This is a genomic window from Listeria swaminathanii, assembly GCF_014229645.1.
Lineage (GTDB): Bacteria > Bacillota > Bacilli > Lactobacillales > Listeriaceae > Listeria > Listeria swaminathanii.
Map to the genome: position 1 here is coordinate 270,756 of NZ_JAATOD010000002.1, position 25,225 is coordinate 295,980.

General features: G+C 38.1%; 26 protein-coding genes, 1 tRNA gene and 1 pseudogene. 6 read left to right on the forward strand and 22 right to left on the reverse strand.

The features are described from left to right. The first annotated feature begins 105 nt into the window (after positions 1-105). Positions 106-1,503, forward strand: coding sequence for a leucine-rich repeat domain-containing protein (locus tag HCX62_RS08515; RefSeq protein WP_185638444.1), 1,398 nt, complete (start codon positions 106-108; stop codon positions 1,501-1,503). Between the two features lie 82 nt (positions 1,504-1,585). Here HCX62_RS08515 and HCX62_RS08520 read toward each other — a convergent pair whose 3' ends face one another. The 6 genes from HCX62_RS08520 to groES all read right to left on the reverse strand — a co-directional run bounded on the left by HCX62_RS08520 (position 1,586) and on the right by groES (position 6,853). Further along, complete coding sequence (locus HCX62_RS08520) at positions 1,586-2,467, reverse strand: DUF1672 family protein (protein ID WP_185638446.1); 882 nt, start codon at positions 2,465-2,467, stop codon at positions 1,586-1,588. Positions 2,468-2,879: 412 nt separating this feature from the next. Continuing rightward, a complete protein-coding gene (locus tag HCX62_RS08525; protein ID WP_185638448.1) occupies positions 2,880-3,272 on the reverse strand; it encodes a hypothetical protein in 393 nt (130 codons plus the stop codon). A 44-nt stretch (positions 3,273-3,316) separates the two neighbouring features. Continuing rightward, positions 3,317-3,526 carry a hypothetical protein gene (locus tag HCX62_RS08530; protein WP_008948377.1) on the reverse strand — a complete coding sequence of 70 codons (210 nt, stop codon included), beginning with the start codon at positions 3,524-3,526 and terminating at the stop codon, positions 3,317-3,319. Between the two features lie 150 nt (positions 3,527-3,676). Continuing rightward, a complete protein-coding gene (gene bsh, locus HCX62_RS08535) occupies positions 3,677-4,654 on the reverse strand; it encodes a choloylglycine hydrolase (RefSeq protein ID WP_185638450.1) in 978 nt (325 codons plus the stop codon). Positions 4,655-4,906: 252 nt separating this feature from the next. After that, positions 4,907-6,535: a chaperonin GroEL gene (groL, locus tag HCX62_RS08540; protein ID WP_008946500.1), complete on the reverse strand. Its 1,629-nt coding sequence runs from the start codon at positions 6,533-6,535 to the stop codon at positions 4,907-4,909. A gap of 33 nt (positions 6,536-6,568) precedes the next feature. Continuing rightward, positions 6,569-6,853, reverse strand: a complete 285-nt coding sequence (gene groES, locus HCX62_RS08545; RefSeq protein WP_008946501.1) for a co-chaperone GroES — start codon at positions 6,851-6,853, stop codon at positions 6,569-6,571. Positions 6,854-7,088: 235 nt separating this feature from the next. Between groES and HCX62_RS08550 the strand changes: the two genes are divergently transcribed. Both HCX62_RS08550 and HCX62_RS08555 read left to right on the forward strand, forming a co-directional pair. Next, on the forward strand, positions 7,089-7,775 hold the full coding sequence (locus HCX62_RS08550; RefSeq protein WP_185638452.1) for a CPBP family intramembrane glutamic endopeptidase: 687 nt from the start codon (positions 7,089-7,091) through the stop codon (positions 7,773-7,775). Position 7,776: 1 nt separating this feature from the next. Further along, positions 7,777-7,981: pseudogene (locus HCX62_RS08555) on the forward strand (DUF4305 domain-containing protein). Positions 7,982-8,008: 27 nt separating this feature from the next. Here the strand turns inward: HCX62_RS08555 and HCX62_RS08560 are convergent. Next, positions 8,009-8,656, reverse strand: a complete 648-nt coding sequence (locus HCX62_RS08560; protein ID WP_003722329.1) for a redox-sensing transcriptional repressor Rex — start codon at positions 8,654-8,656, stop codon at positions 8,009-8,011. Positions 8,657-8,966: 310 nt separating this feature from the next. Here HCX62_RS08560 and HCX62_RS08565 point away from each other — a divergent pair, with 310 nt between their 5' ends. Continuing rightward, entirely contained in the window at positions 8,967-10,919 is a 1,953-nt protein-coding gene (locus HCX62_RS08565) for an ABC-F family ATP-binding cassette domain-containing protein (protein ID WP_185638454.1), read from the forward strand. A gap of 24 nt (positions 10,920-10,943) precedes the next feature. Further along, the gene (locus HCX62_RS08570) at positions 10,944-11,903 is read left to right on the forward strand and encodes an alpha/beta hydrolase (protein ID WP_185638456.1); all 960 of its coding nucleotides are present in this window, start codon (positions 10,944-10,946) and stop codon (positions 11,901-11,903) included. Between the two features lie 198 nt (positions 11,904-12,101). Here the strand turns inward: HCX62_RS08570 and HCX62_RS14110 are convergent, their stop codons facing one another. From HCX62_RS14110 to HCX62_RS08620, 11 genes are all read right to left on the reverse strand, one after another. Next, on the reverse strand, positions 12,102-12,161 hold the full coding sequence (locus HCX62_RS14110; protein ID WP_232048003.1) for a hypothetical protein: 60 nt from the start codon (positions 12,159-12,161) through the stop codon (positions 12,102-12,104). A 299-nt stretch (positions 12,162-12,460) separates the two neighbouring features. Next, positions 12,461-13,483 carry a tRNA (adenosine(37)-N6)-threonylcarbamoyltransferase complex transferase subunit TsaD gene (tsaD, locus tag HCX62_RS08575; protein WP_185638458.1) on the reverse strand — a complete coding sequence of 341 codons (1,023 nt, stop codon included), beginning with the start codon at positions 13,481-13,483 and terminating at the stop codon, positions 12,461-12,463. Next, the gene (gene rimI, locus HCX62_RS08580) at positions 13,480-13,935 is read right to left on the reverse strand and encodes a ribosomal protein S18-alanine N-acetyltransferase (RefSeq protein WP_185638460.1); all 456 of its coding nucleotides are present in this window, start codon (positions 13,933-13,935) and stop codon (positions 13,480-13,482) included. The genes tsaD and rimI overlap by 4 nt, the downstream gene beginning before the upstream one ends. Further along, on the reverse strand, positions 13,932-14,624 hold the full coding sequence (tsaB, locus tag HCX62_RS08585) for a tRNA (adenosine(37)-N6)-threonylcarbamoyltransferase complex dimerization subunit type 1 TsaB (protein ID WP_185638462.1): 693 nt from the start codon (positions 14,622-14,624) through the stop codon (positions 13,932-13,934). Before tsaB ends, rimI begins: the two co-directional genes overlap by 4 nt. Continuing rightward, positions 14,621-15,082 (reverse strand): tRNA (adenosine(37)-N6)-threonylcarbamoyltransferase complex ATPase subunit type 1 TsaE, encoded by a 462-nt coding sequence (tsaE, locus tag HCX62_RS08590; protein WP_185638464.1) that lies wholly within the window; start codon positions 15,080-15,082, stop codon positions 14,621-14,623. The genes tsaB and tsaE overlap by 4 nt, the downstream gene beginning before the upstream one ends. Before the next feature lie 105 nt (positions 15,083-15,187). Beyond that, complete coding sequence (locus HCX62_RS08595) at positions 15,188-16,312, reverse strand: Lmo2079 family surface lipoprotein (protein ID WP_185638466.1); 1,125 nt, start codon at positions 16,310-16,312, stop codon at positions 15,188-15,190. Between the two features lie 134 nt (positions 16,313-16,446). Further along, entirely contained in the window at positions 16,447-16,827 is a 381-nt protein-coding gene (locus tag HCX62_RS08600) for a hypothetical protein (protein ID WP_185638468.1), read from the reverse strand. 95 nt (positions 16,828-16,922) lie between these two features. After that, the gene (gene crcB, locus HCX62_RS08605) at positions 16,923-17,279 is read right to left on the reverse strand and encodes a fluoride efflux transporter CrcB (protein ID WP_185638470.1); all 357 of its coding nucleotides are present in this window, start codon (positions 17,277-17,279) and stop codon (positions 16,923-16,925) included. After that, positions 17,269-17,658 carry a fluoride efflux transporter CrcB gene (gene crcB / locus HCX62_RS08610; protein ID WP_185638471.1) on the reverse strand — a complete coding sequence of 130 codons (390 nt, stop codon included), beginning with the start codon at positions 17,656-17,658 and terminating at the stop codon, positions 17,269-17,271. The genes crcB (HCX62_RS08605) and crcB (HCX62_RS08610) overlap by 11 nt, the downstream gene beginning before the upstream one ends. A 106-nt stretch (positions 17,659-17,764) precedes the next feature. After that, positions 17,765-18,391, reverse strand: a complete 627-nt coding sequence (locus HCX62_RS08615; protein ID WP_185638473.1) for a GyrI-like domain-containing protein — start codon at positions 18,389-18,391, stop codon at positions 17,765-17,767. Next, positions 18,388-19,281 (reverse strand): phosphotransferase family protein, encoded by an 894-nt coding sequence (locus HCX62_RS08620; protein WP_185638475.1) that lies wholly within the window; start codon positions 19,279-19,281, stop codon positions 18,388-18,390. The genes HCX62_RS08615 and HCX62_RS08620 overlap by 4 nt, the downstream gene beginning before the upstream one ends. 131 nt (positions 19,282-19,412) lie before the next feature. Here HCX62_RS08620 and HCX62_RS08625 point away from each other — a divergent pair. Next, positions 19,413-19,496, forward strand: a tRNA-Leu gene (locus HCX62_RS08625). Between the two features lie 49 nt (positions 19,497-19,545). Here the strand turns inward: HCX62_RS08625 and HCX62_RS08630 are convergent. The 4 genes from HCX62_RS08630 to fepR all read right to left on the reverse strand — a co-directional run bounded on the left by HCX62_RS08630 (position 19,546) and on the right by fepR (position 25,166). Further along, entirely contained in the window at positions 19,546-21,234 is a 1,689-nt protein-coding gene (locus HCX62_RS08630; RefSeq protein ID WP_185638477.1) for a SpaA isopeptide-forming pilin-related protein, read from the reverse strand. Between the two features lie 93 nt (positions 21,235-21,327). Next, positions 21,328-22,599 (reverse strand): helix-turn-helix domain-containing protein, encoded by a 1,272-nt coding sequence (locus tag HCX62_RS08635; protein ID WP_185638479.1) that lies wholly within the window; start codon positions 22,597-22,599, stop codon positions 21,328-21,330. Between the two features lie 635 nt (positions 22,600-23,234). After that, positions 23,235-24,566: a multidrug efflux MATE transporter FepA gene (fepA, locus tag HCX62_RS08640; protein WP_185638481.1), complete on the reverse strand. Its 1,332-nt coding sequence runs from the start codon at positions 24,564-24,566 to the stop codon at positions 23,235-23,237. 9 nt (positions 24,567-24,575) lie between these two features. After that, entirely contained in the window at positions 24,576-25,166 is a 591-nt protein-coding gene (gene fepR, locus HCX62_RS08645) for an efflux pump transcriptional regulator FepR (RefSeq protein WP_185638483.1), read from the reverse strand. Positions 25,167-25,225: the final 59 nt, after the last annotated feature.

A 25,225-nucleotide genomic window follows, 5' to 3' on the forward strand; every position in this document is an offset into this window, starting at 1 on the left:
AATCGTTAACTTTATTTATATTTTGGTTACTTAATCAATACTAACTGCTTTTTATAGGTCTGGTAGAATGAAAGTTGAAATAAGAAATCGAGAGGAAGTATACACATGAAAAAAACTTTAATCACCATTGCCCTAGCTTTAACGATGATCCTCAGCTTTAATTTATCTGCCCAGGCGGATACACAGCTCGTTCCGGATGCTAATTTGCGCCTTGCAATTAATCAATCATTAGGACAAGCAGATACTCATGAACCAACCCAAGCAGAAATTGCGACAATCGAAACACTTTCCATTAGTGGTTATGATGTTACATCACTAGAAGGTTTGCAATATGCGACTAATTTAAAAGAACTATTCGCTAACCATAATGATATTAGCGACTTTAGCCCGATTAGTAATTTGACTGGACTGACAAAACTTCAAATTGATGAAACGAAAATTACCGATACTAAACAATTAATCAATTTAGTCAATCTAACGGAATTAGATATTTCAAGTAATAATTTAAATGAAATCGATGGCGTCAAAAATATGACTAAATTAGAATCACTGTTTGCTTATAATAACAATATTTCTGATTTATCCCCATTAGCAAATTGTGCCGCACTTGTTTCTGTTGACTTCATTAATAACGAAATCACCGATGTTTCTATTTTTCAAAATCTAGATAATTTAAAAACTGGCCGGTTTGCCTATAATCACATCAGTAACATTTCTTACTTCAGACATGATATTCCTCATGCTGGAAATCTCAATTTTGATAATCAAACAATTACTCTTCCAACGCAACGTGTCTCTTTAGTCAAAAAATCACTAACGATGGTCGACCCAATCAAAGGTGCTGCCGGCCAAAATGTCACACTAGCCAACATCAGCAACAGCGGTACTTTTGCAAATAAAGAACTTTCTTTTGTAAATTTAGCTGCTGACACGAACCAAGTGACGTACGATTTCGATCATTTCTTCACTTACAATAATTACTATATGAACTTCTCTGGAACCGTAACGCAGCCGATTGAATGGTTCGCAGATAACGCTCCTGTCATTCATGTAGATGATATCGTAATTGATCAAAATAGCAGCTTCGATCCAACTGATTACATTACCGCAGATGACGTGGAAGATGGCGACATCACAGATAAAATCGTTATTATCGAAAATAACGTCAATCCCGCAGTACCAGGCACTTACGACATCATTATTTCAGTCACAGATGCAGATGGCAACGTAACCGAAAAAACAGTGACCGTAACCGTAGAAGAAACAGCCGCAACACCTGCAAACAATGATACAGATAAATCAACACCTCAAACTCCAACAAAAGATACAACATTAGTAGTTACGGATAAACAAACAGCAAAAACTGCAACTCCAAGCAACACAACAACGACAACTAATACAACGAACCTACCAAAAACTGGTGATAACTCAGCAGATGGCTTAGTCGTACTAGGTGGCTTGTTACTATTAAGTAGCGCATTCCTTCTAAGACGTAAATACTAAAAAAAGACCCAAAGTCGCAATCGGCTTTGGGTCTTTTTTTATTTCTACTCTTTCATTCATTGTACTTCTTATGCTTTTCTATCTATTTAATTATATCTTCTACACCTACAAATTCGCCATCTGGTAAACCAACACGATTTACAATGAAATTTTTATACATTGTAATCATATAATTCCCTCTAGGTAAACCCTTTTCTTGCATGAGCTTCTCCGCTAAATCATCCGCTATCTTTTGTTTAGGAAGGGTATTTTCTTTAGAATAAAATTCCATTGGGATGGATATATGTTCATACATCGGATCATCTTTCTGAAATAGTTTCCTTAATTCTTCTGCCGAAATTCCTTGATTTGCTAGGTAAGCATTATAAACACTTGGGTAGTAAACATCCATTGCTACAATAAAATAATGATTGCTTGTATAGCCCTCTGCAGCTGTTTTATCAATTGCCTCATCTCTTAGTCCTAATAAATCATTTTCTTTTGCTAGCTTCTTAGCAAAAGTATCTAAATGGCGAAATTCTGCTTCGTATGCTTTTGCGTATAAGCCCCCGATAATCGCTTTCTCTACTTCTCCTTCATTACTTCTAGCTAGCCACTCGCCTTCTTTATTAATCACTTTTCCCACTATGACGGAGGTGTGAAATTGAATAGGTTCTTCACTTTCTACCATGACAACTGCCGCATTACGCGCGGGCACTACATTATTTACTTTTACATCTGTTTTATATGTGTCTTTCATATAGTTTATCGCTTCTTGCTTGATTTCTTCTTCATGTTTCTTTACTTGTTCCGCCGATTTATTCCCGTCCACAAATGAATATCCTTGCCCTACATAATCCTGCACGGGCGTGGTTCCTTCTTGTGCTTTCTTTTGCGCTTTTTCCTGCTCTGTTTTCTCATTTATATTGAAACAGCCACCTAATAACAATAAACCTGTTAACAAAACAATTACTTTTTTCTTCATCTCTTCTCCTACCTACTTCTATATTTTATCTCTTTGAAACCTTATTTTTTTCCAATTATTCGAACACTTAAATTGCTATAAATTTAAATCATCCAAATAACAATCATTTTTAGATTGTTACTTTCAAATAAAAATATAGTTAAAAATTCTCATGATATTACCCTAAAATTATATCACAAATTCACAAAGTGAAATGTGACAGAACAACGAACAACGCTTCAACAAAACGCTGATATGGTCCATTTTTAAGTAATCCCTTTTCTATAAAAAGATGATTTTTTCACAATGAATCCTTTTATTGATAATTTCTTCAAGTTTAATTGCACGAACCTCTGATTTATCAAAAAAATTAGGCTATCCACCCCCTATCAATTTCAAGAGGGAAAATAGCCTAATTAAATAAATTAAAGTATTATTGTTGTTGCTTCTTCAATTGTATCGCTAAGAACATTTCGACTGCTGCGACAACTAAAAAGATAATTTGTAAAATAAATACATAACCAATAATCAGTAATTGCACAACCATCCATACTGCCAAAACAGCGGCGGCGGCAAACATGACTTCTTTTGTTCGTGGTAATTTTTTTAGTAAGTAAATTAGTGCTGCTAGGTGGAATAACCCAACAAAGACGAATAAAAATATGCCGGGTACTAAATAATCGACAAACGGTGAACCATCAAGTAAGCCAGTTGAAAGAGATAGTAGACCACCGCTTGGCATGAAAACCATTGATAATCCTCCATAAATTGCCCCAACCGCTGTAAAACCAACTATTAAAATACTACTTATACGTGTCCAGTTCATGGCGTTCTCCTAGTCGTTTTTCTAGTAGTATACCACGAAAACTTTCATTCTGCCGCTTTTCTTCGTTTTATTTTTTTGATTAAATCAATCAATACATAAACGGCAATTCCGCATGCGACAACTGTTGTAAGATACCAAGCTGGGCCAGATTCCGCGCGCACCCCGAGCCAATAAGTCACGGTTTTCGGATTGAAAAATGCAAAGCAAATCGCACAAAATGCAATCACTCGACCAATAATGGAATTCTCTCTCATAACAAGTGCATCTCCTTTTCTTTTATTATAACAATGGTTAGGAGATTGCTTCTTGCTTTTTCGGTCCCAAAATTGTTTAACGCATGACAAAATTTGGTTTTCCTCACAAAAAAACTACGACAAGGAGCTTCCCTGCCATAGTTCTATAAATTATTTATTAACGATCTTCACTTGCTGCTCATTTACGAGTGGATAAATTGCTAGTTCTTGACTCTCTAAATCCTCTTGATGCATATCCACGCCAGTAATTTGGCTATTTTCGTAAGTTCTATAATAATAGATGCCTTTATCAATATTGCAGCATGAGGAATAAATGGTATGCTCATATTTTTCTCCACCAACATCACAAAGCCCTTTTTGCTGTTCTACCGAGCCTAAAATATGGAAAAATTGGCTAATACTTTCTGATTCAGAATCTCCTGAAATGGAATTCAACTTGGTAAACGTTGCCTTCACAAAACGAGACATGGATGATAGATCACCAGGTAAACCAATCCCACCCATTCCGCGACTATAAGCATCCAAATCAATTTCGCTGGAGAAAGTATTTTCTGGCGTTTTACTGGAAAGCGAACGATAATTATTTAAATTAAATAGTTGGTAGTCAAATGTTGGATTATTTGTTAATACCCCTACTGGATTATCATAGATGCGAAGACCATCTTTCACAGACTCAATCACGATGGATTCAGTTTGATCCGCCATCAACCAATGAAGCGGGGAAAGTGGCAGATGCTCACTAAAACTAATATTAACAAGATTGATTTTATCCAGTAGTACTCTTGCTTCTTTTACAGTTGCGCATTGACTAAGAATCCATGGAATAAATTCAAATGGTGTCACATTATCTTTTCCTTCCGCAAATTCCTTATAATCAGCATTCCCTGAGAAATTGAGTCCCGCCATACTAAGCCCTTTTTCATTGGTGGCGTCGTAGTATAAAGGATAGTTTTCCATCACAGCAGCAATACCAATTAACGCATAATGTTGATTAATATCCTCTACCTTGCGAAAACGAAACGGATAATTTTTTGGCGTAACAACCACAACCTCTTTGTAAGAAAGTTCATAGTCAAAATTTCTTCCAAAATAGTGATCTTTTGTTGTATAAGTTATTGACGTACACATTAAAAATCCCTCCTCAAATTTTTCAGCTTACATGTATATAAGTACCCTCGGCGTTTTGGGTAAAACATAATTTGTTGTTTTATTCACAATGAAATGGAACAGCTGCTAATCGCTAACTCCCTCCGAGGGCGTGCAACCTAGATCATTAAAAAAATTTACTTTATTATAAGTCTGTTTTCATTTTTTCACTACAAAAAAAGATCCCTGAAAAAATTCAGAGACCTTTTTAAAATTGTTCGGTTGATACGATGCTTACATCATACCGCCCATGCCGCCCATTCCCATGTCAGGAACAGCTGATGGACCGTTTTCGTCTGGTTTGTCTGCTACAACTGCTTCTGTAGTTAATAGAAGTGCTGCAACGGATGATGCATTTTGTAGTGCGGAACGTGTTACTTTAGTTGGATCCACAATACCAGCGTCAATCATGTTTACCCATTCGCCGTTTGCTGCGTTGAAACCAACGCCAACTGCTTCGTGTTTCAAGCGTTCAACGATAACGGAACCTTCTAGGCCAGCGTTATGTGCGATTTGGCGAACTGGTTCTTCTAGAGAACGAAGCACGATGTTGATACCTGTTTCTACGTCGCCTTCTGCTTCAAGTGCTGCTACTTTATTGTAAATACTTACAAGGGCAGTACCACCACCAGCTACGATACCTTCTTCTACAGCTGCACGAGTAGAGTTAAGGGCATCTTCAATACGTAATTTACGTTCTTTTAGTTCTGTTTCAGTTGCAGCGCCGACTTTAACAACAGCTACTCCACCTGCAAGTTTTGCTAAACGTTCTTGTAATTTTTCTTTATCAAATTCAGAAGTAGTTTCTTCCATTTGCGCACGAAGTTGATTTACACGAGCGCTAATTTGAGTGGAATCGCCTGCTCCTTCTACGATAGTTGTATCATCTTTTGTTACGACTACTTTGTTAGCAGTTCCCAGTTGATCAATGGTAGCTGTTTTCAGTTCTAAGCCTAGATCTTCTGTGATTACTTGTCCACCAGTTAAAATAGCTACGTCTTCTAGCATTGCTTTACGACGATCACCGAAACCAGGAGCTTTTACTGCTACTACGTTAAATGTTCCACGAAGTTTGTTTAGAACAAGAGTTGCTTGAGCTTCTCCTTCAACATCTTCCGCGATAATTAACATTGGACGACCCTGTTGAACTACTTGCTCTAAAACTGGTAAAATTTCTTGAATGTTGTTGATTTTTTTATCTGTGATTAAGATATATGGTTTTTCAAGAACAGCTTCCATTTTATCGGAATCAGTTACCATGTAAGGGCTAGTGTAGCCGCGGTCGAATTGCATACCTTCTACTACGTCTAGTTCTGTTGCAAAACCTTTGGATTCTTCAATAGTGATAACGCCGTCGTTACCAACACGTTCCATTGCTTCTGCGATTAATTTACCAACTTCTTCATCACCAGAAGAAATAGCTGCAACTTGAGCGATAGACTCTTTGCTTTCAATTGGTTTAGAGATAGCTTTTAATTCTTCGATAGCTGTTGCTACGGCTTTTTCGATACCGCGGCGAACGCCTACTGGGTTTGCTCCAGCTGTTACGTTTTTTAAGCCTTCTTGAATCATTGCTTGCGCTAAAACGGTAGCTGTTGTAGTTCCGTCCCCAGCAACATCATTGGTTTTAGAAGCAACTTCAGATACAAGTTTTGCTCCCATGTTTTCAAATGGGTCTTCTAATTCGATTTCTTTTGCAATCGTTACACCATCATTTGTAATTAACGGAGAACCGAATTTCTTTTCTAAAACAACATTACGACCTTTTGGGCCAAGCGTTACTTTTACTGCGTTTGCTAATTGGTCGACACCACGTAACATGGCACGACGAGCATCTTCACTAAATTTAATATCTTTTGCCATTTTATATTTCCCTCCGATTATTTCTTTTTTTAATTATTTAGTAATTGCTAAAATGTCACTTTCACGTAAAATCAGATAGTCAGTTCCTTCATACGTTACTTCTGTTCCAGAGTATTTTGCGAAAATTACTGTGTCACCTTCTGCAACTTCAAGTGTTTCTCTTGTTCCGTTTTCTAGAACACGACCTGAACCGACTGCAACAATTTTCCCTGATTGCGGTTTTTCTTTGGCAGAGTCTGGTAATACAATCCCACTCGCTGTTTTTTCCTCTGCTTCAAGTACTTCAATTACAACACGATCTCCTAATGGTTTTAACAATGTAAATGACCTCCTCTGATATAATTACATTTTTCATTTTAGCACTCGACACATCAGAGTGCTAATACAGTTATTATGATACCAAACTGAATAAAAATTGCAAGCAAAAACGTTTAAAAAATGGAAGAATTCTTATTTGCGGTAAAGCTTGATAACGAGTACAATAAGGAGAGCTATTTCCGCTTGTTTAAAGCAATTTAGCAAGAGTTTGTTTTTTAGAAAGGATGCGTATTTTTTGGCTAAACGTTATATTACGATTGTGTTAGTTTATTTGTTATTACTGTTCTCTGCATCTATTGGAATTCCAATTGTTCAACATATTTTACTTAGTATTACATCCCTTTCAGCGGAAGATGCTGCGGCTTATGGAATGGTTATTTGGTCGATATTTTCTAATCTTTTATCGCTGGCTATTATCATTCCGATGCTTTATAGAAAACCAAAAGAAAATAAAATTGAACTCGGTGAAAAAACGAAACCACTATTTAGTATCGTTTGGATTATCGGTGGTGTCATTGGATTATATGTGGCGCAAATTATTTGTAGCATTATTATTACGATGATTTCTGGGGACATGAGTACGTCTGCAAATACTGAATTACTAGTTGATTTGACAAAAGCTGCACCGATTTTCTTGATTTTTATTTCCATTCTGGGCCCTATTTTAGAAGAGCTTGTATTTAGAAAAGTGGTTTTTGGTGGGCTGAGCAATGTAATGAATATTCATGTGGCTGCGGTTATTAGTTCGCTTTTCTTCGGACTGCTTCATGGGGATATTTCCTTTTTACTGACTTATTTTGTTATCGGACTTATTCTTTGTTTCCTTTATACGAAAACGAAACGGATTGCGGTTTCGATGGGCGCACATATTTTGATGAACACGATTGTTTTGCTTTTGAGTCTTGGAATTATTGGGGGATAATATGAAAAATTCATTAATTAAGCAAAGTTTTCTTTATTTTGCGCTTGGTCTTGTATTTGTATATTTCGTTATTGTTCGTGTGGCTGAATACGGTTATGATATCCTTGCATATATACTTATTATAATGACATTAATGGATTTTGGGATTGGTATCGGCTTGATTATTACCGGACTGAGAAGACGTAAAAAAAACCTGTAGAAAGTAAGTTTTCGCTTGCCTTCTACAGGTTTTTTTATTCTGTTTTCGCTGGATAATTTTCCAGGAAATAGATTAACGTTTGTAATTCCGTTGTAAGATCGATATGGTGCACACGAACTTGTTTTGGAACACTGATACGAGCTGGTGTAAAGTTTAGGATACCTTTAACATCTGCTTCGATTAAACGATCTACCGTTACTTGTGCTTCGTCAGCTGGAACTGTCAGAATAACTACTTCCACACCGTTTTCACGAACAATTTCTTCCATATCATTTAAATGATAAATTGGAATGTCTTGTTGAACACTACCTACTTTCGCTGGATCTACATCAAATGCAGCAACGATTTTGATATTATTGTTTTTCATGAAATTATAATGTAATAATGCTGTCCCTAGGTTACCAACACCGATAAGTGCAACATTTGTCTGTTTGTCCTGACTGAGTGTTTTGCTGAAAAAGTCGAGTATGTAAGAAACGTTATACCCGTATCCTTTCTTACCTAATGCGCCAAAGTACGAAAAATCACGTCGAATAGTCGCTGAATCAACTTTCACCGCTTCACTTAATTCCGCTGATGATACTCGTTCCTTACCTGACTCATCTAGGTATTTCAAGTAACGATGATATAATGGTAAGCGTTTTGCTGTCGCTTGTGGAATTTTAGTTGTTTCCTCCATCATGCCTTCTGTCCCTTCTTCTTTTAAATTTTTTCTGAAGTTGAAGCTTTTGTGAACTGTACTTCCTTTCACATGCTTGCTTATATACTATAAACATTTCACAAGGAATGCACAAACTTTTTGCTCATAACTTTCAAGTAAGGTTTTGTCCCGCAAAATATCCGGTGCAGTCCTTCTTTTCTATTCTACGCTAAAATCACAAATAATGCGAGTGTTTTCACAAACTAACCGATTCGTGAACAATTGGCTATCTCATTGCGATTACTTGGCTTTTAAGATAAACTAGTAGGGAGAACGTTCGAGGAGAGAGATTATGATATTATTACAAGTTCAGCAAATTTCTAAATTCTTCGGTGCAGAAGTAATTTTAGATAATATTAAATTAGAAGTAAAAACTGGTGACCGAATTGCTTTAGTTGGCAGAAATGGCGCAGGAAAATCTACTTTACTTAAAATCATCGCGGGCAAAATGAGCTATGACGGCGGAACCATTTCCAAACCTAAAAGCGTCGAAATTGGCTATTTGGCGCAAAATACAGGACTAGAATCTTCCAAAACCATTTGGGATGAAATGCTTAGTGTGTTTGATTCACTTCGAAAAATGGAAGCTGATTTGCGCAAAATGGAGCTTCGTCTCGGCGAACCGGAACTATATAATGACCCGGAAAAATATCAAGCATTGATGACGGATTACGATACATTGCAGCATACCTTTAAAGAAATTGGCGGGTATACGTATGAAGCTGAAATCCGCTCTGTTTTAAGTGGTTTGCGCTTTTATCCTGACGATTATGAAGTAGAGATTGCTTCTTTAAGTGGTGGGCAAAAGACACGGCTCGCACTGGCCAAATTGTTGCTAGCTAAACAAGATATTCTTGTTCTCGATGAACCGACCAACCATTTAGACATCGAAACGTTAGCATGGCTAGAAACGTATTTACAAAACTACCACGGCTCCCTACTTATCGTATCCCATGACCGCTACTTCCTTGATAAAGTCGTCAACCAAGTATACGAAATCAGCCGCACAAAAATCGATCACTACAAAGGAAATTACAGTTCATTTGTCAGTCAAAAACAAGCCAAACTGGAACAAATGTGGAAAGAATTCGATAAACAACAAAAACAAATTGCAAAACTAGAAGATTTTGTCGCAAGAAATATCGTTCGCGCATCCACAACGAAACGCGCGCAAAGTCGAAGAAAACAATTAGAAAAAATGGATGTGCTCGGTCGACCTCAAGGCGATGAAAAAGCCGCTCACTTTGGTTTCCAATTTGAAAAACAAACTGGTAAAGACGTTTTAATGGTAGACCAGCTAAGTATTGGATATGCGAAAGATAAGCGCATTGCATCCAATCTAACATTCGAAATGAAACGCCAAGATAGCCTTGCACTCGTTGGCCCAAACGGAATCGGCAAGTCTACCCTACTTAAAACACTTATTCGCGACATCCCAGCTCTAAGCGGCGAATTTCACTTTGGCGCTGGCGTGAAAATTGGCTACTACGATCAAGAACAAGCCAAACTAACTTCTAACAAAACCGTTTTAATGGAACTTTGGGATGATTATCCTGAATTAAATGAAGTCAACGTCCGAACGACACTTGGTAATTTCCTGTTTTCAGATGACGATGTGTTAAAGAATGTCCAATCACTCAGCGGTGGCGAAAAAGCTCGACTCGCGCTTGCCAAACTCACCTTACTTGAAGCCAATGTACTCATTCTCGATGAACCGACCAACCATTTAGACATTGAAAGTAAAGAAGTTTTAGAGGCAGCTTTAATCGATTTTGAAGGTACGATTTTGTTCGTTTCCCATGACCGTTATTTCATTAACCGGATAGCTTCAAAAATCGTCGAATTGGCCCCGGAAAAAGCGACCGTTTTCCTAGGAGATTACGATTATTATCAAGAAAAATTAGCGGAAGCAAAAGAACTAGCGCGACTTGATGCTGAAGACCGCCGCAAAAAAGGCGAACAAGTCGAAGCGACCGCCTCCGTTCGAAAATTAAACTACCAAGAAGAAAAAGAACAGCAAAAACTACTTCGACAACGAAAAAGAAAACTTGAAGAAGTAGAGCAAGCCATGGAAGAAACCGATGAAAAAATCGCCGAACTCGAGCTACAATTAACCAAACCAGAAGTTTTCCAAGACCATGAAAAAGCCCTTGAAATCACACAAGAGCTGGACGCGGTGAAAGCGGACGGCGAAAAACTCATGGAAGAATGGGAAACCATAAGCGAAGAACTGGAATCCATGTAATCTGCATAAAAAAAGGAGCACACAATGAAAAAGATTTTAATTATTTCTGGTTCGATTATCGTTAGCTTACTTGTCATTATTACCATTTGCGCGAGTTTTTACTTATATAGTTATGCTTTAGCGCGTGACAATTCCAGCATGGACGACACAGCAACAACAGATGAAACAACGGACACGGCCAAACTGGCGAAGAAAAATCGTGAGGCAAATGTCGCTTGGATGGAAGAGCAAAATCTCGCAAAATGGACTGAAACCTCTGCGGACGATTTGAAACTCGTTGCCAATTATTTAGAAGCCGATAAACCTTCCAATACGACTATTATTTTAGCCCACGGTTATCGCGGCAAAAGTGGTAAAGTCGAGATGGCTGGCCTAGCGCGGATGTATCACGAAAAATTCGGTTACAATGTTTTAATGCCTGATGCCAGAGCACACGGAGAAAGTGAAGGCGAAAATATTGGCTTCGGTTGGCCCGAACGCAAAGATTATGTACAATGGATTGATCAAGTAATCGATAAAAATGGAACCAACACAGAAATCGCACTCCACGGCGTTTCCATGGGCAGCTCCACCGTCCTTATGACAAGCGGCGAAAAGCTACCAAAACAAGTAAAAAGTGTTATCGCGGATTGCGGCTATACGTCGATGGACGCCGAGCTTTCCTATCAATTAAAAGCCATGTTCCATTTGCCGAATTTCCCAATTATCCCAACAGCTAGTCTGATAAACAAAGCAAAAGAAGGTTTCTTTTTCAGCGAAGCAAGTGCCATTGACGCCGTCGCTAAAACAGACTTACCGATTTTCTACATTCATGGTGATTCAGATGCTTTCGTTCCTACTTATATGGTGGACGAACTTTATGACGCTACAAATAGCTATAAAGAAAAATGGATTGTCAAAGGCGCCGAACACGGTCAAGCATTTACAGTTGATCCAAAAACATATGAAGAAAAAGTACGCCAATTTTTAAATAAAACGATGTGAAAAGCAGTTATCCTCTAGGAACTAGATGCTATCAGTTAGGAAGGAAAAAATTGGTAAATAATGACTAAATGTGTTACCATATAAATGAAAAGAGAGCCATGCGTCAACATGACTCCCTTGCAAACACCATTTAAGATGGTGACAACCTTTTATATGATTTATTTAAAAACCACTAGCTGTCAGGCTTATGAGTGGTTTTTATTTTTTGTCATTTTTGCTGTTCATGATCGTTACGATTAAGACTGCAAAAGCAATCATTAGCGTAAGACTCTCGAAAACAGTCACACGTTTATCCTTTCCAGGTAACGCCTAAAAATAACATAAGCACCACCTACTTTCCGGATGAAAAAGGTTGGTGCACCACCATAAACTTGCTTGCTTCACAATTATAGCATGCCAGTATCTTTAGAAAAAGAGTTGGTGCGAAAGTTGTATTTTAGAGGCATAATCGGAAAATTAACCTTGAATAAATCTAATAAAAATAAACTGCAGCGAAAGTAATTGTTCACTTTCACTGCAGTCCGAAACGTGCGGAACGAAAAATCCCGCGCGCTTTTTTATATATCTTCCAGTAATAATCCCGGATTTGCGTTCATATCATAATTACTACGTTTTCCTTGCAAGAAACTCACTGTCCCAGCAGCAGCAATCATTGCCGCATTATCGCCACATAACGATAACGGTGGAATAATTAGTTCGGTATCAGGAAGTTCTAGTTTTACTTCTTGAATAAGTCGTTCTCTTAAACCTTGATTCGCTGCAACGCCTCCCGCAAGAAGCAATTGTTTCACATCGCACTCTTTAGCCGCGCGAATCGTTTTACTTACTAAAACATCTACCACACTCGCTTGGAAACTCGCTGCCATATCGTTTGGATCTGGCTCTTCGCCGCGCTGTCTTAAATTGTGGAGCGTATTAATAAAAGAAGACTTCAAGCCGCTAAAACTAAAATCAAATGAACCATCGTCCATCATCGCACGCGGAAAATGAAAAGTATCTTCGCCGTCTTTGGCAAGTTTGTCAATTTGTACGCCGCCCGGATAAGCGAGACCAAGCGTACGCGCCACTTTATCATAAGCTTCGCCAGCTGCATCGTCCCTTGTTTCACCGATAATTTCGAACTCATTATCAGCTTTCATTAAAACAAGTTCGGTATGTCCACCGCTGACAACTAACGATAACAATGGAAATTTGAATTCTGTTTCAAAGCGATTTGCATAAATATGGCCAGCGATATGATGCACGCCAACTAAAGGTAAATTGTGCATAAAAGCGAGCGTTTTGGCTGCGTTCACACCGATAAGCAGTGCGCCAACTAGACCTGGCCCTTCTGTCACAGCGACCCCGTCTAAATCATCCATCGTCACATTCGCCTGTTTTAAAGCTTCTTCAATCACAAGCGTAATTTGCTCCACGTGATGTCTTGATGCAATTTCAGGAACAACCCCGCCAAATCGTTTATGACTTTCAATTTGCGAAGCTACTACACTCGATATAATTTCATTACCATTTTTCACAATAGAAGCAGCTGTTTCGTCACAGCTAGATTCTATCCCAAGAATTAATGTATTTTTTTTCATAAGTCCACCCACATCACTAGCGCATCCTCTTTCGTATCCGGATAATAGTTTTTCCGAATGGCGCCGTCTTGAAATCCTAATTTTTTGTACAGTCCTTGTGCTACATCATTGGATACGCGAACTTCGAGCGTCATCCGAACAATGCCCCGCTCTTTCGCAACCCGAATCATTTCCCGCAAAAGTGCCTCGCCGTAGTGATTGCCTTGATAATCTGGATGAATCGCAATATTCGTAATGTGCCCTTCATCTAAAACGAGCCAAACACCCGCATAACCTACTACCTGCTCCTCATGAACCGCAAGTAAATAATAAGCGTATTGATTAATAATAAATTCATTCCGAAAAGCCGCTTCTGTCCAAGGTACCGTGAATGCAGCATTTTCCACATTCATAATACTTTTTAAGTCAGCCACTGTTGCTTCTCGAAATAATAAGGATTCTTCCAAACTCACTCAGAACCCCTCGATTCCAACCATTTGCTTTCCGCTTCTGCCAATTTTAAATAGTCTGGGACAAAATTGTCCGCTGGTTCGCCGTCCAAGTTCTCCGCTAATTTTACAAGCGAACTAGCCCGCGAATACGTGTAATCCGCCTGAGCAAAAATCGCCCGTTCACCAAGAATTTCCGTCACCGCCAGCTGAATTTGCTCCGTCAACGTTCCGACGAATAAAATCGCATCGTCACTTTGAGTAAATTGCTCCACTAATTCGACAAGCGCAATATGACCATCCGCTACAACATTCTTCATTTCACCTTGGCTTGCTTGATAAACACCTGCGTATACATTCCCACGGCGCGCATCCATCAAAGCTACCACTTTTCCAGAAAAGTACAAGCCATTTTCCGCTAAAAGCGCCAAAGAAGAAATCCCTACAATCGGAATTCCCGCGTCCCAGGCCATTGTTTTCGCAACCGTTACGCCAATTCGTAGTCCAGTATAAGAACCCGGCCCTTTTGCCACAGCAATTTTTTCTAAGTCTGTCGTTTTTACACCGCATTCTTCCATTAAAGCAGCAATCGCCGGAAGTAAGCGTACACTATGATTTTTTTTCAAATTCGTTGTATATTCGCCGATAACTAGCCCATCATTAAAAAGCGCTATCGTCATCGTATCTGAAGACGTATCCATCCCAAGTATCATTTCCCAAAAACCTCCATCGCAAGTTGCTCGTACCTTTCCCCAACTGGCTTCACAACCATTTTACGCGTATTCTCATCTATATGAAAAAGCTTAATTTCCAAGTATTCTTCTGGCAAATCTTCGCGAACAAACTGCGCCCATTCAACCACACTAACACCCGCTCCGTAGAAATACTCCTCCAAGCCAAGTTCATCAGCCGAAGCATCTTCCAAGCGGTATACATCCATATGATAAAGTGGCAAGCGCCCTTTTTTATATTCGCGAATAATAGTGAATGTCGGGCTTTTAATCATTTGCGGAATCAAAAGACCTTCACCAAGTCCTTTTGTAAAAGTAGTTTTTCCAGCGCCGAGATCACCTTCAAGTAAAATCACGTCTCCAGCTGCCAGTCGTTCTCCAAGTTGTTTTGCGCGAAGTCTTGTCTCTGCTTCACTTGTCATTATTAATTCGAATTCCATTAGCTCACCCGTCCATCATTTTCTCTACATATCATACCACAAAGCTGCGCCAAAATAAAAATCAAAAAAACGCAACGACCTAAGCCGCTGCGTCTTTTCTTTGAATTAATAAACTCCACTGTTAATATACATTTGTTTTGCAAAATCGCTCATAATTAAAGTTAACTCTTCTTTAGAAAGAACTTGTTCTTTTGTTGGGAAATCAGCAATTGGAACAAATTTTTCCGCTTTTGTTTCTATTTTAAAACTTATGGACTCAGGATCCGTGTTGTTTAATGTATCTTCTACTTTTGCGCTAATAGTTAATGTATCTAATGTATTATCTTTTCCTGGTTTTACAGCAATATCGAAATTAATCATTAGTTTTTTATCATCTAGCAACTTATCAGCAGCCGTTTTAAGGCTTGTTGTCAGCTCGCTATACTGCTTGTCAAAGTCTTTTACTTGCTCTGAACCTTGGCTTTCTAGCATTACTTTGAAATCCGCTTTTACTGCTTCTTCATTCATTAATTCACGAAGTTCTGTTAGTAATTTTACAACATCTTCTTTTTTAAGTGAAACCGTGATTGTACCGTCCTCTGCTTCTTTAAAACGATCTTTTTCCAAACCTTGGAAATAGTCTTCTGATAGTTTTGATGTTTTTTCATTGATGTTTTTTCTAGCACCTTCATACGCTTTTTCATCAATCTTCACTTCAGTGCCATCTGTTAATAAGCTCGCTACTTCTTCTGTACTAATATACTTATCTTTCAAACCAGGCATTTCTGTGTCAATTTTAGACCACATGCCACCTGTTGCTTGATCTAAAAAGCTAAGTAATGACGCATCTGGTTTAACGATAGATTTAAGTGGAATATATGAATTTCCTGACTCTAAATCTGATAAAACATCTAAATCCATGGAAAATGGTAACATGTTATTCGTAGATTTTATATTGGCTTTTGTTTCTGTCTTGTTGGCTTTTTTATCCGTTGAAGTTGTTACTGATAGTTTAATGTCTTTTAGGATACCTAACGTTTGAGCGCTAGTGTTACTTTTCGGTACTTGAATATCCGTTACACCCATCGTAGTTGTATATGTAGACTTATCTGGAGTATTTTTCCCATTTTTTAATGTTTGAATAAATTTCCCTTGTGGTGTTTTTGCTGCTTTTTCTTCTGCGCTTTCCCCACATGCACTAATTACTAATGCTAAAACTAACAGAATTGAAAGTAAAATCCCTTTTTTCATTGTTCTCCTCCTACTTAGTTGATACATTAAAATTAACACAGTAGAAGTACTGAAAACAAGCCAATTTCCTAATAGTTCATAAGTCTGTCACAAATTATATCAAAAAAAACGTCCCTTTTGAGAAAGGCACGCTTTTATTTTGGAGTCACTTTTATAGAAGTAGCATTTTCAGACACTTTTCCTGGGGCTGGTGAAGTAATATCTGTCCCTTGTGGAAATACGGCTCTAATAGTATCTTCATCTTTAATATCCATCAATTTCATCGTTTTACCGGTAGTTGCGTTTGTCACTGTTGTATTGCTACTTACCGTGATAATCAACTCGCTGGCATAATTATTTTTTTCGCCATTCCATGTTAACGTCCCATTGACCGTTAGCTGCTTATTATTCTCCAGTAAACTAGTGTCCGTCACGGTTCCATCAAGGACTAAAGCAGGAACTTCTTCCTTATTACAGCCCGCCAAAAATAGTACAACTAGCAAAACCGGCAACATTATTTTTCTAAAACCTGTCATCGCGCTCTCTCGTCCTCTCCGAAGCTTTTCGTTCTTTCTAGCATAGCATTTAGCGGAAATACAGGCAATCGTTTTCTTCGTTTCTTAAACAATTCTTATACACCCATCATTATTCCGACAAAAGCTGCTGCTAAGCCAAACACATACGTACAGCCTAAATACGAAAACAGTACGCGATAATTCGTCTTCCATTTTAATTCCATACTTTCCACTTTGAACGTTGAAAATGTCGTATATCCGCCCATAAAACCAGTGCCAAGAAACAGCTGCCAGTCAGGCCCTAACGCAGAAGATACCAGAAAACCTAGCAAAAATGAACCAGTAACGTTAATGAAAAATGTCGCGTATGGAAAGTTCGTCTTCCATTTACTTTTAACAAAAACCGAAATCCCGTATCGTAGCATCGCGCCAAGCCCCGCACCAAAACCAACTAACATGAAATTAATGAACATGATGCGCACCTCGTTTCAACAACCTATCACTAAGTAGCCTGCCAATCTTCACCATAATTAGCCCACCAAGCAAACTGACCAACACATAAATTCCCGCCAAAACCACTTCACCATTTTGCAAAAGTTGAATCGTATCCACACTAAAAGCGGAAAACGTCGTAAAAGCGCCAATAAATCCAGTCCCAATCCCATTCAAAAGCACCAAAGAAATGCGCGATTTCTCCGCCAAAAATTGCATGAGAAAAGCCAATAAAAAACAACCAATCAAATTAACAGCCACAGTCGCATAAGGAAAACTCCCACCACCAAGCCATAAATTCATTGCATAACGGCACATTCCACCTAACGCACCAAAAATTCCCACATATAAAAAATACATCCTCGAAAACCCCACTTCACAAAAAAACTACCCTAAAATATTTCCATTCCGGGCAGTCGCCTTAGTCCTATTTCTTCTATACTATAACGCAAAACATTCCTAATATTCAACTCACTGGAAGACGCAAAATTGTCTTCATTTTTTCTGGGTCAGCTTTCCGCGGATCACTCAAATAAATTTCATGATGCTTCCGAACGGCTCCGGTATCATTATGAAGCCCTTCCGTTTCCATAAATTGATGCATTTCCGCCACTGTTTTCACTTCTTCACTAAACGGTCCAATATGCATCATTTGCACACATTCCCCTTCTTCAAAACGAACCAATCTTACTCGACTCGTATCGACATCAGGCTTTTTCTTGTTAGCAATTTCTTTCGCCCACTCCAAAACTTCTTCCGTAACAAAGTCTGGTTGTCTAAGAAGTGACGTCCAAAGCCAAGCGTCCCGGTCCTGCAAGTCAAACATGCCCTCTGACCACCAATAACCTTCCAGCGGCGGCACAACAAAATCCGTGTAACCAGCTAGACGCGTCTCGCCCATCTTACTCATTTTAATCGTATAAGCAATCGTATAAAGCGACTGCACCGCCTTTTGGTATTCCTCGCCGGCTGGATCCCCTTTACCATCCACCATCAAAAAATTCATCTCTGGCACAAAAATACGCTCGGGTTTCCGTTTTGGCGCATAAAATTTCTTTTCTTCTTTTTTAAAATCAATTTTCTTCTCAGTCATTTGAATTCCTCCTCGTTCATCCAGTATGGCACCAGCCTCTGAAAATTATCATGACTAGCTGCCGTCTTCGCTGCATAATTCATTAACTTGTCTAAATTACGTGACTCGTCTCCCGCCGCCCAACTAACAGCCGCAAGAAGATGCATCGCCGCATAAAGTGCGTAAAGCTCCCAAAAATCTGTCAGTTGCTCCTTTTCAATATAGCCTAAAATGTTGGCTTGTGCAAAAGGTATACTAACCTCCGTTGTAAAAAAGCCGATTTTAGCTAAGTCAAATAACGGATCACCAAACTCTAGTCGATTAAAATCAATAAGCCCAGCAAATTTTTTATCAGCTAAAATAATATTTGCCGGATGAAAATCGCCATGTTGTAAACAAATTGGTCTATTTTTTAATCTAGCTAGATTCTCATGAACAAATTTTTCGGTTTCTATCAAAAAAGGAGCTGAGAGTTCTAATTTTTTTAGTTCTTGCACTTTTCGTTTGAATTTGGCTGTTTGAAAATTAAACCAATCCATTTCCGGTACAACTAAAGGAATTTCATGGATTTCCCGTAAAAGTTTCCCTGCTAAAAAACCAGCCTTAAACTGTTCAGAATGGGATAAGCTAATCATGCCATTTTCCGCATCTTCACCACGCACATAACCAATAATCATATAGCCTTCTCCGCCGGTACAGCCAAAATCATATGCTCGTGGAACAAATGGAGTTTGAAAACCTAACGCTTGGATTATTTCAAATTCTTGCTTTCGTTTTTGGAGTAACTCTTTTGGAAAAACACGTACAAGATAGGTTTCATCCACCTGATATTTCTTATCGATAGAAAAACCTTTTTTTATTTCTGAAACCACTTTCGCATCACGCAACATTTTTAATTGCGTCACATCCATAATCAGCTCTCCCTCCTATAAAACTCGTATCCTCCATTATACAAGAATACGCTTACTTTTCCCAATTATCCATGCTGAATTTGTTGACAAAATAAAGGCTTCAATATTATAATTAATTTTGCTACACATACGCGGTCGTGGCGGAATCGGCAGACGCGCTAGGTTGAGGGCCTAGTGGGGTAAAACCCGTGGAGGTTCAAGTCCTCTCGGCCGCATCAAAAAAAGATTCCAAGGTTATTTCTAACCTTGGAATCTTTTTTATCTTTAATACCTTCTATACATAAATAACGCGCTAGCTATGATGGTAAGAAGTCCTGTAAAAATTGTTACGCTATCTGAACTATCACCGGTTTGTGGTAAGGCTTTAGTATCTGCCGCTTTGTCGATTAGCTTCACCGATGTACTTCCGTTTGCTGGGCTCGGTTTTGGTGGTACTATTATTTTTTTATCGCTAAAAGTAACATTAATAGTCGCTTGCGGATTAAACGGTATCGTCACGCGAATTTCTTTGGTTGATTTTTCATAGCCAGATGGTGCGGCTATTTCCGTTATGACATAAGTTCCGGGTAGCAAGTTTCCGACAAGTGCATAACCGCTATTATTTGTAGTTCCTTTTTTTAATGTCGTTCCATCTGTTGCCCTAACCTCGAAAACTGCATTTGCTAAACCTGTTTTATTTGATTCATCTTGTTTAAAAATGTTAATTGCTCCCATTTTCTCTGTGTTTTGAAAAGTAAGTTTGACTGGATTTGTATCGCCGTATGTGATAGTAAATTTTTTCGGTGTTGTGTTTTTCTGATAACCAAGGGGTGCCGTAACTTCTGTTGCTGTGTAATTCCCTGGTGGCAGACCTTCTGCGGTTCCAGTGCCATTTTGATTGGTTGTTATTTTTGCTACTTCTGATTGAGATTTATCTTTAATTGTATATACGGCTCCACTCAGTGCTTTATCTCCAGAAAATTTTTGAATTTCTACTTTACCGTTAGTTGTTATTCCCGCATCAATATCAAAATTCTCACTTTTTAAATTAGGCACATTAACTTTAGCAATGCCTGTTTTGTCTGGTTTGGAATTAATAGCCGGGTTATTTCCTTGATTTGCTTTTGAAAAAATGAAATTATTATCTGGTATCGTAAATTTCACTTGATAGTCCCCCGGCAAAACATCTGTGAATAAATAAGAGCCGATATTATTCGTTGTCGTACTTTGTTTTAGCACGCCATCTTTAGTTAATAAATCCACTTTTACCCCTGGGGCAGGTTCTTCGCTATCTTGCTGAATACCATCACCATTAAAATCGTACCAGACAACATCTCCAATTTTCGCGCCATTTACATTAATATATAACTGAACATCATCTAAAAAATTTCCGCTAGTAAGCGAGCCGTTTGCAGTTGAAATAGGATTAAAAGTTAGCCTTGTGATAGTTTGTCCAGCAGGAACTGTATAATTCCCTTCAAAACTTCCCCATGTTTCCCCATCAGAAACTCTTACTACTTCCGCTTGACTTTCAGGCGATCCAATAAGCAAATCAGCTGTGTCTACCCCATTACGACCACGATGTGAAAACTTCCATGTTAAATTCGAACCCGGGATTGTCCGAATATCCTGATAAACCGGCCCAATACCATCCGAATTTAATTCAATAAAATTATTTCCAGAAAAAGCAGGCACATTATACCCATTACCATTTTGCCACACTTCTATATTTCCAGTTGGATTAGTAGTTCCCCATGCGTCTACACCGTCTTGATTAACCATCCAAACATTTGTTGTACCAGCATTTTGACCATAGTCCGCGATATCAACATCTTCAAAATCACTATTTTTAATAGCCCATTTTAATTGCCATCCGTTTGGAGATGTTGGAGAAGCTTGCACTTTTTCAGAAGTACTTCCAATAATAAGTAACACGAGTAGAATGAAAAAACTACCTATCAATTTTTTTCGCATGCTCTTCCCTCCTTTTTCCAGAACCTAACATCCTTAAATACCCGCAAAAAAGCAAAAGAAAACAGCCAGTATAGTAACCAGCTGTTTTTAGGGTTATGACAAAATATCGTATGCCATTTTATATTTTGTTGATTTAGCAAAATGTTTACTTGCATGTTTTTTCACTCGCTCAATTAATACCGGGTCATTCGACGCATCAATTTTTTTCAGTAATTTTAGCATTTTCTCTTCGTAACTTCCTTGCTCATCTTGGTGATATAACAACAATGTTTCGGTGTATTCCATAAAATAATTCAGTTCTTTCACGCGCTCAATTACTTTGTTCATCAGCCCCATCAATGAAGTTGCTTCCTCAACAAATCCTTTTTCCGCGAAAATGACCATCAATTCTGTTATGACAAGATAATCATTGTTGTTAAAGCTCGTATTGGTCGTTTCATAGGCCATTAGTTCTTCATATAAATTGGTTATTTTCTCCTGAAATAGCGTTTCATTTCCTTCGATATTTTCAATTTCTGCCATTTTTAATTGAACGACAAAATAATAGATCTTTTTAGCTTCTGGGTATTTGGAAAAGTAATGCAGCGTTTGTTCAAATCTGCTTTTTGCCTCTGTCATAAAACCAATTTGAAAATAAATATAGCCGTAGAAATAGAGAATAGATACAAACCGTTCCTGTTCTTCATCCTTTATCAAATCCCACGCTTGCTGGATGTGTCCAAGTGCTGGTTCGTAAATGCTTTGGCAAATATAATTAATACAAATGCACACATGAAAAACAGCATGAAAATCTTTATTTTCCGTTATATCGACACATTTTTCCCAGTATTGTACTGCTAACTGATAATCACAGGTGGCATGAGAATGTTTTACCGCCTGGCCGTAATAGTAGTAGGAAAGCAATTGCCGCGAGAAAGCATCTGCTGCGCGTTTTTCTGTGCCCTTTAAATACTTAGCTTCCACTTCTTCCGCTTTAGAAAATTCCCACGTCTTATAATAAAACGCCATCTGTAAACAATAAAAGCTAAGTTCGATAGCTGGCGATTCGAATCGTAAATCTACCTTTTCAGCTATTTTCTTTAATCTGCTTTCCATTTCTATCGGATTAGAGAAAACCAATAGTTCAAAAATCTCATCCAATTCTTTCAAAAGTGCTTTATTTGCCTCATCTTCGCTCATCAACAATACTTCTTCTGGTATTTCTAGCCTTTTTGCTATGTGTATCAATGTTTCCATAGAGGCAACTTTAATGCCGTTTTCTATATTTGCTAAATAAGGAACAGAAATAATTCCTTGCGCTACGTCTTTTAATGTCAGCTGTTTCTCTTTACGAATATTTTTAATTCGCAAACCGATTAAGTTCATGATGTCACCGCCGTTTTTTCAATATTTTCCTCTTAATTATAAACATTTCAAAATGGAAAACAACCATCTTTTTCAACTACTTTTTCACTTTCACATTCGCACTTCCTAAAAAAGTTCGTTCAATCAGCTTATTTTCACTCAAGCCCTGAAACGCTAGCCCTTACATACAAAACGTTTTAGATCAAAAAAAGCGTAATTGCTCTTTGACCTAAAACGTTTTGTTATATATGTTTCTTTTTAGTTAATCTGAAAAAAATTTCACTAATTTGCCATAATTATCGTTATGGAATTTTTGTTTGTCAGCATAGGTGAAGTAAGAACATTCCCTCGAATTCCCAAATTTCACCTAATACCGACGTTTTATTACTTTTTAGTTTGCTCCCACATGCAACCTAATTCCGTCAATAAAACAACAAGGCTTTTGGATTCTTTCCCTTATCAAATCCGCAAACATTCGCTACACATTCCCTTTTAAAACTTGTCCTACGCAAAAATGGAAACGTAGATTATTATTTTACCATTCAAAATCAACTAATCTTTAAAAAGGAAAACTCTTCTCCATATCGCTTTTTTAAGTCTATTTTTAGTCTTAATTTCCTAAAAAAGACGAAGATAGGCTATATCTTCGTCTTCTTTTATTTAAATAGAATATGTTTTTTCTTCATATAGAACACAATAGAAGCGGCTACAATCATCTCTGAAATTGGAATTGCTAGCCAAACACCTGGAATACCAATGATTGGCGGTAAGACTAATAAGAAAATTACCATGAAAATAATCTCACGCGAAATCGTAATCCATGTCGCCATTTTTACTTTGTCTGATGTTTGGAAGTATGTCATCATCACAAAGTTGAAGCCCATAAATAGGTAAGCCGTATAGAATAATTTGATTCCGTTACTTGCTAACTCTCTAATTTCCGGGCTAAAGTTCCCGAACATCGAAACGAGTAAATTGGAACCCAATAATCCAACGAGTAAAAAACCAACACCGGTGCTAAATGCAACGATAATCGCGATTTTCAACGTTTCCAGCTCTTTTTGTCTTGCTTTCGCGCCCCGATAATAACTAATAAGTGGCTGAATCGCCGAGCCCATACCAAGGAACAGCATCAAAATCACACTATGCGTATAATTCAACACGGAGAACGCCGCGACCCCAGCAGTTCCAGCAATCGCCGCAATCGAAATATTATAACCGAGCGTGAAAACCGATACGCCAACTTCTGCTAAAAAGCTCGGCAAACCAATCGATAATGTTTTTTTGAAAAAGGCTTTATTCCAGTCCACTTTTACAAATTTCAAGCGGCTCGATTTTTTGAAGAAATGGGTAATTAGGATAAATACACCGATAATAATCGCCAGCATCGTTGCTAAAGCAGAACCGGTTACACCCCATTCGAACACAAATAAAAATAAATAGTTCAAAATAACATTACTAATCGCCGTCACAATAAGCGCGATCATTGATAAATTAGGATCGCCATCATTACGTACAAAAATACTTAAAATATTTTCCAGTGTCAGCGCAAATCCGAAAATAAGTAGTATATTCATATATTCCAGCACATAACCAATCGTATCGTCATTCGCACCTAAAAAATAAGCTAATGGTTCTTTAAAAATAAACGCAATAATTCCAATAATAATCGTAAGCGAAACAACTGCTAAAATTGCATTGGTGAAAATCGTTTGTGCTTTCGCGACATTCTTTTCTCCAATCGCAAAGGAAAACTGGGTTGCTGCACCAATACCAATCCAGATAGAAATCGCCGTAAAAATAGTAAATACTGGTACGGCAATATTTATCCCAGCAAGTGCCACCCCGCCTAGCTTATGCCCAACAAAAATCCCATCAATCACGATGTTCAAAGACATTAATAACATCCCCACCAACGAAGGGACTAAATATCTAAAATAAATTTTTTTCACTGAGTCTGTTTCTAAAATTTCAATATTTTTTGCCATGTTACACCTCTAATTCAGAGCTTTTAGCGTAATTCCTCTCCAGTAAATTTGCCATAAAGCCGTGATTTTCTTTTCCGTTCTTTCTGGGTCGTTCACGTAAACAATGTCAACGATGACTGCATCAAGAATTCCCATGTACGCTTCTTTCATCGTTTCCACGTCTTGCATCGGAATTAATTTTTGCTTCATCCAATCGCTAAATAATGCTGTAAACTCTTTTTCCATTTCTAACACATTCTCGGTAATGTAGGCTTGGACAATATCGTATAAATGCTTCGGTGGATAAAACCCATATCTTAGCCAAAATTGATAAGCCTCATCGGTATCATATAATTCCTTCACCCCAAAAAGTAAACTAGACAAAACAAGCTCTGGTCTAGATAAGTCACTTTCCCGAAGTTGCGCTCTATAGTAATCTATCTCTGTCGATTTCGCGTCCTTCATAATCGATAAAAACAAATCATCTTTATCTTTAAAATGAGAATAGATGGATTGCTTCTTTAGCCCCACCACCCCTGCAATATCAGCAAGTGACGTACCTTCAAAACCATTATGGGCAAAAAGTGTCAATGCGGCTTGTTTGATTTCTTCTTTTCTCATCTCTTCACTCCTCTCGCGAAAAACTGACGACCGTTCGTAAGTCATTCTCTCACGAAAAA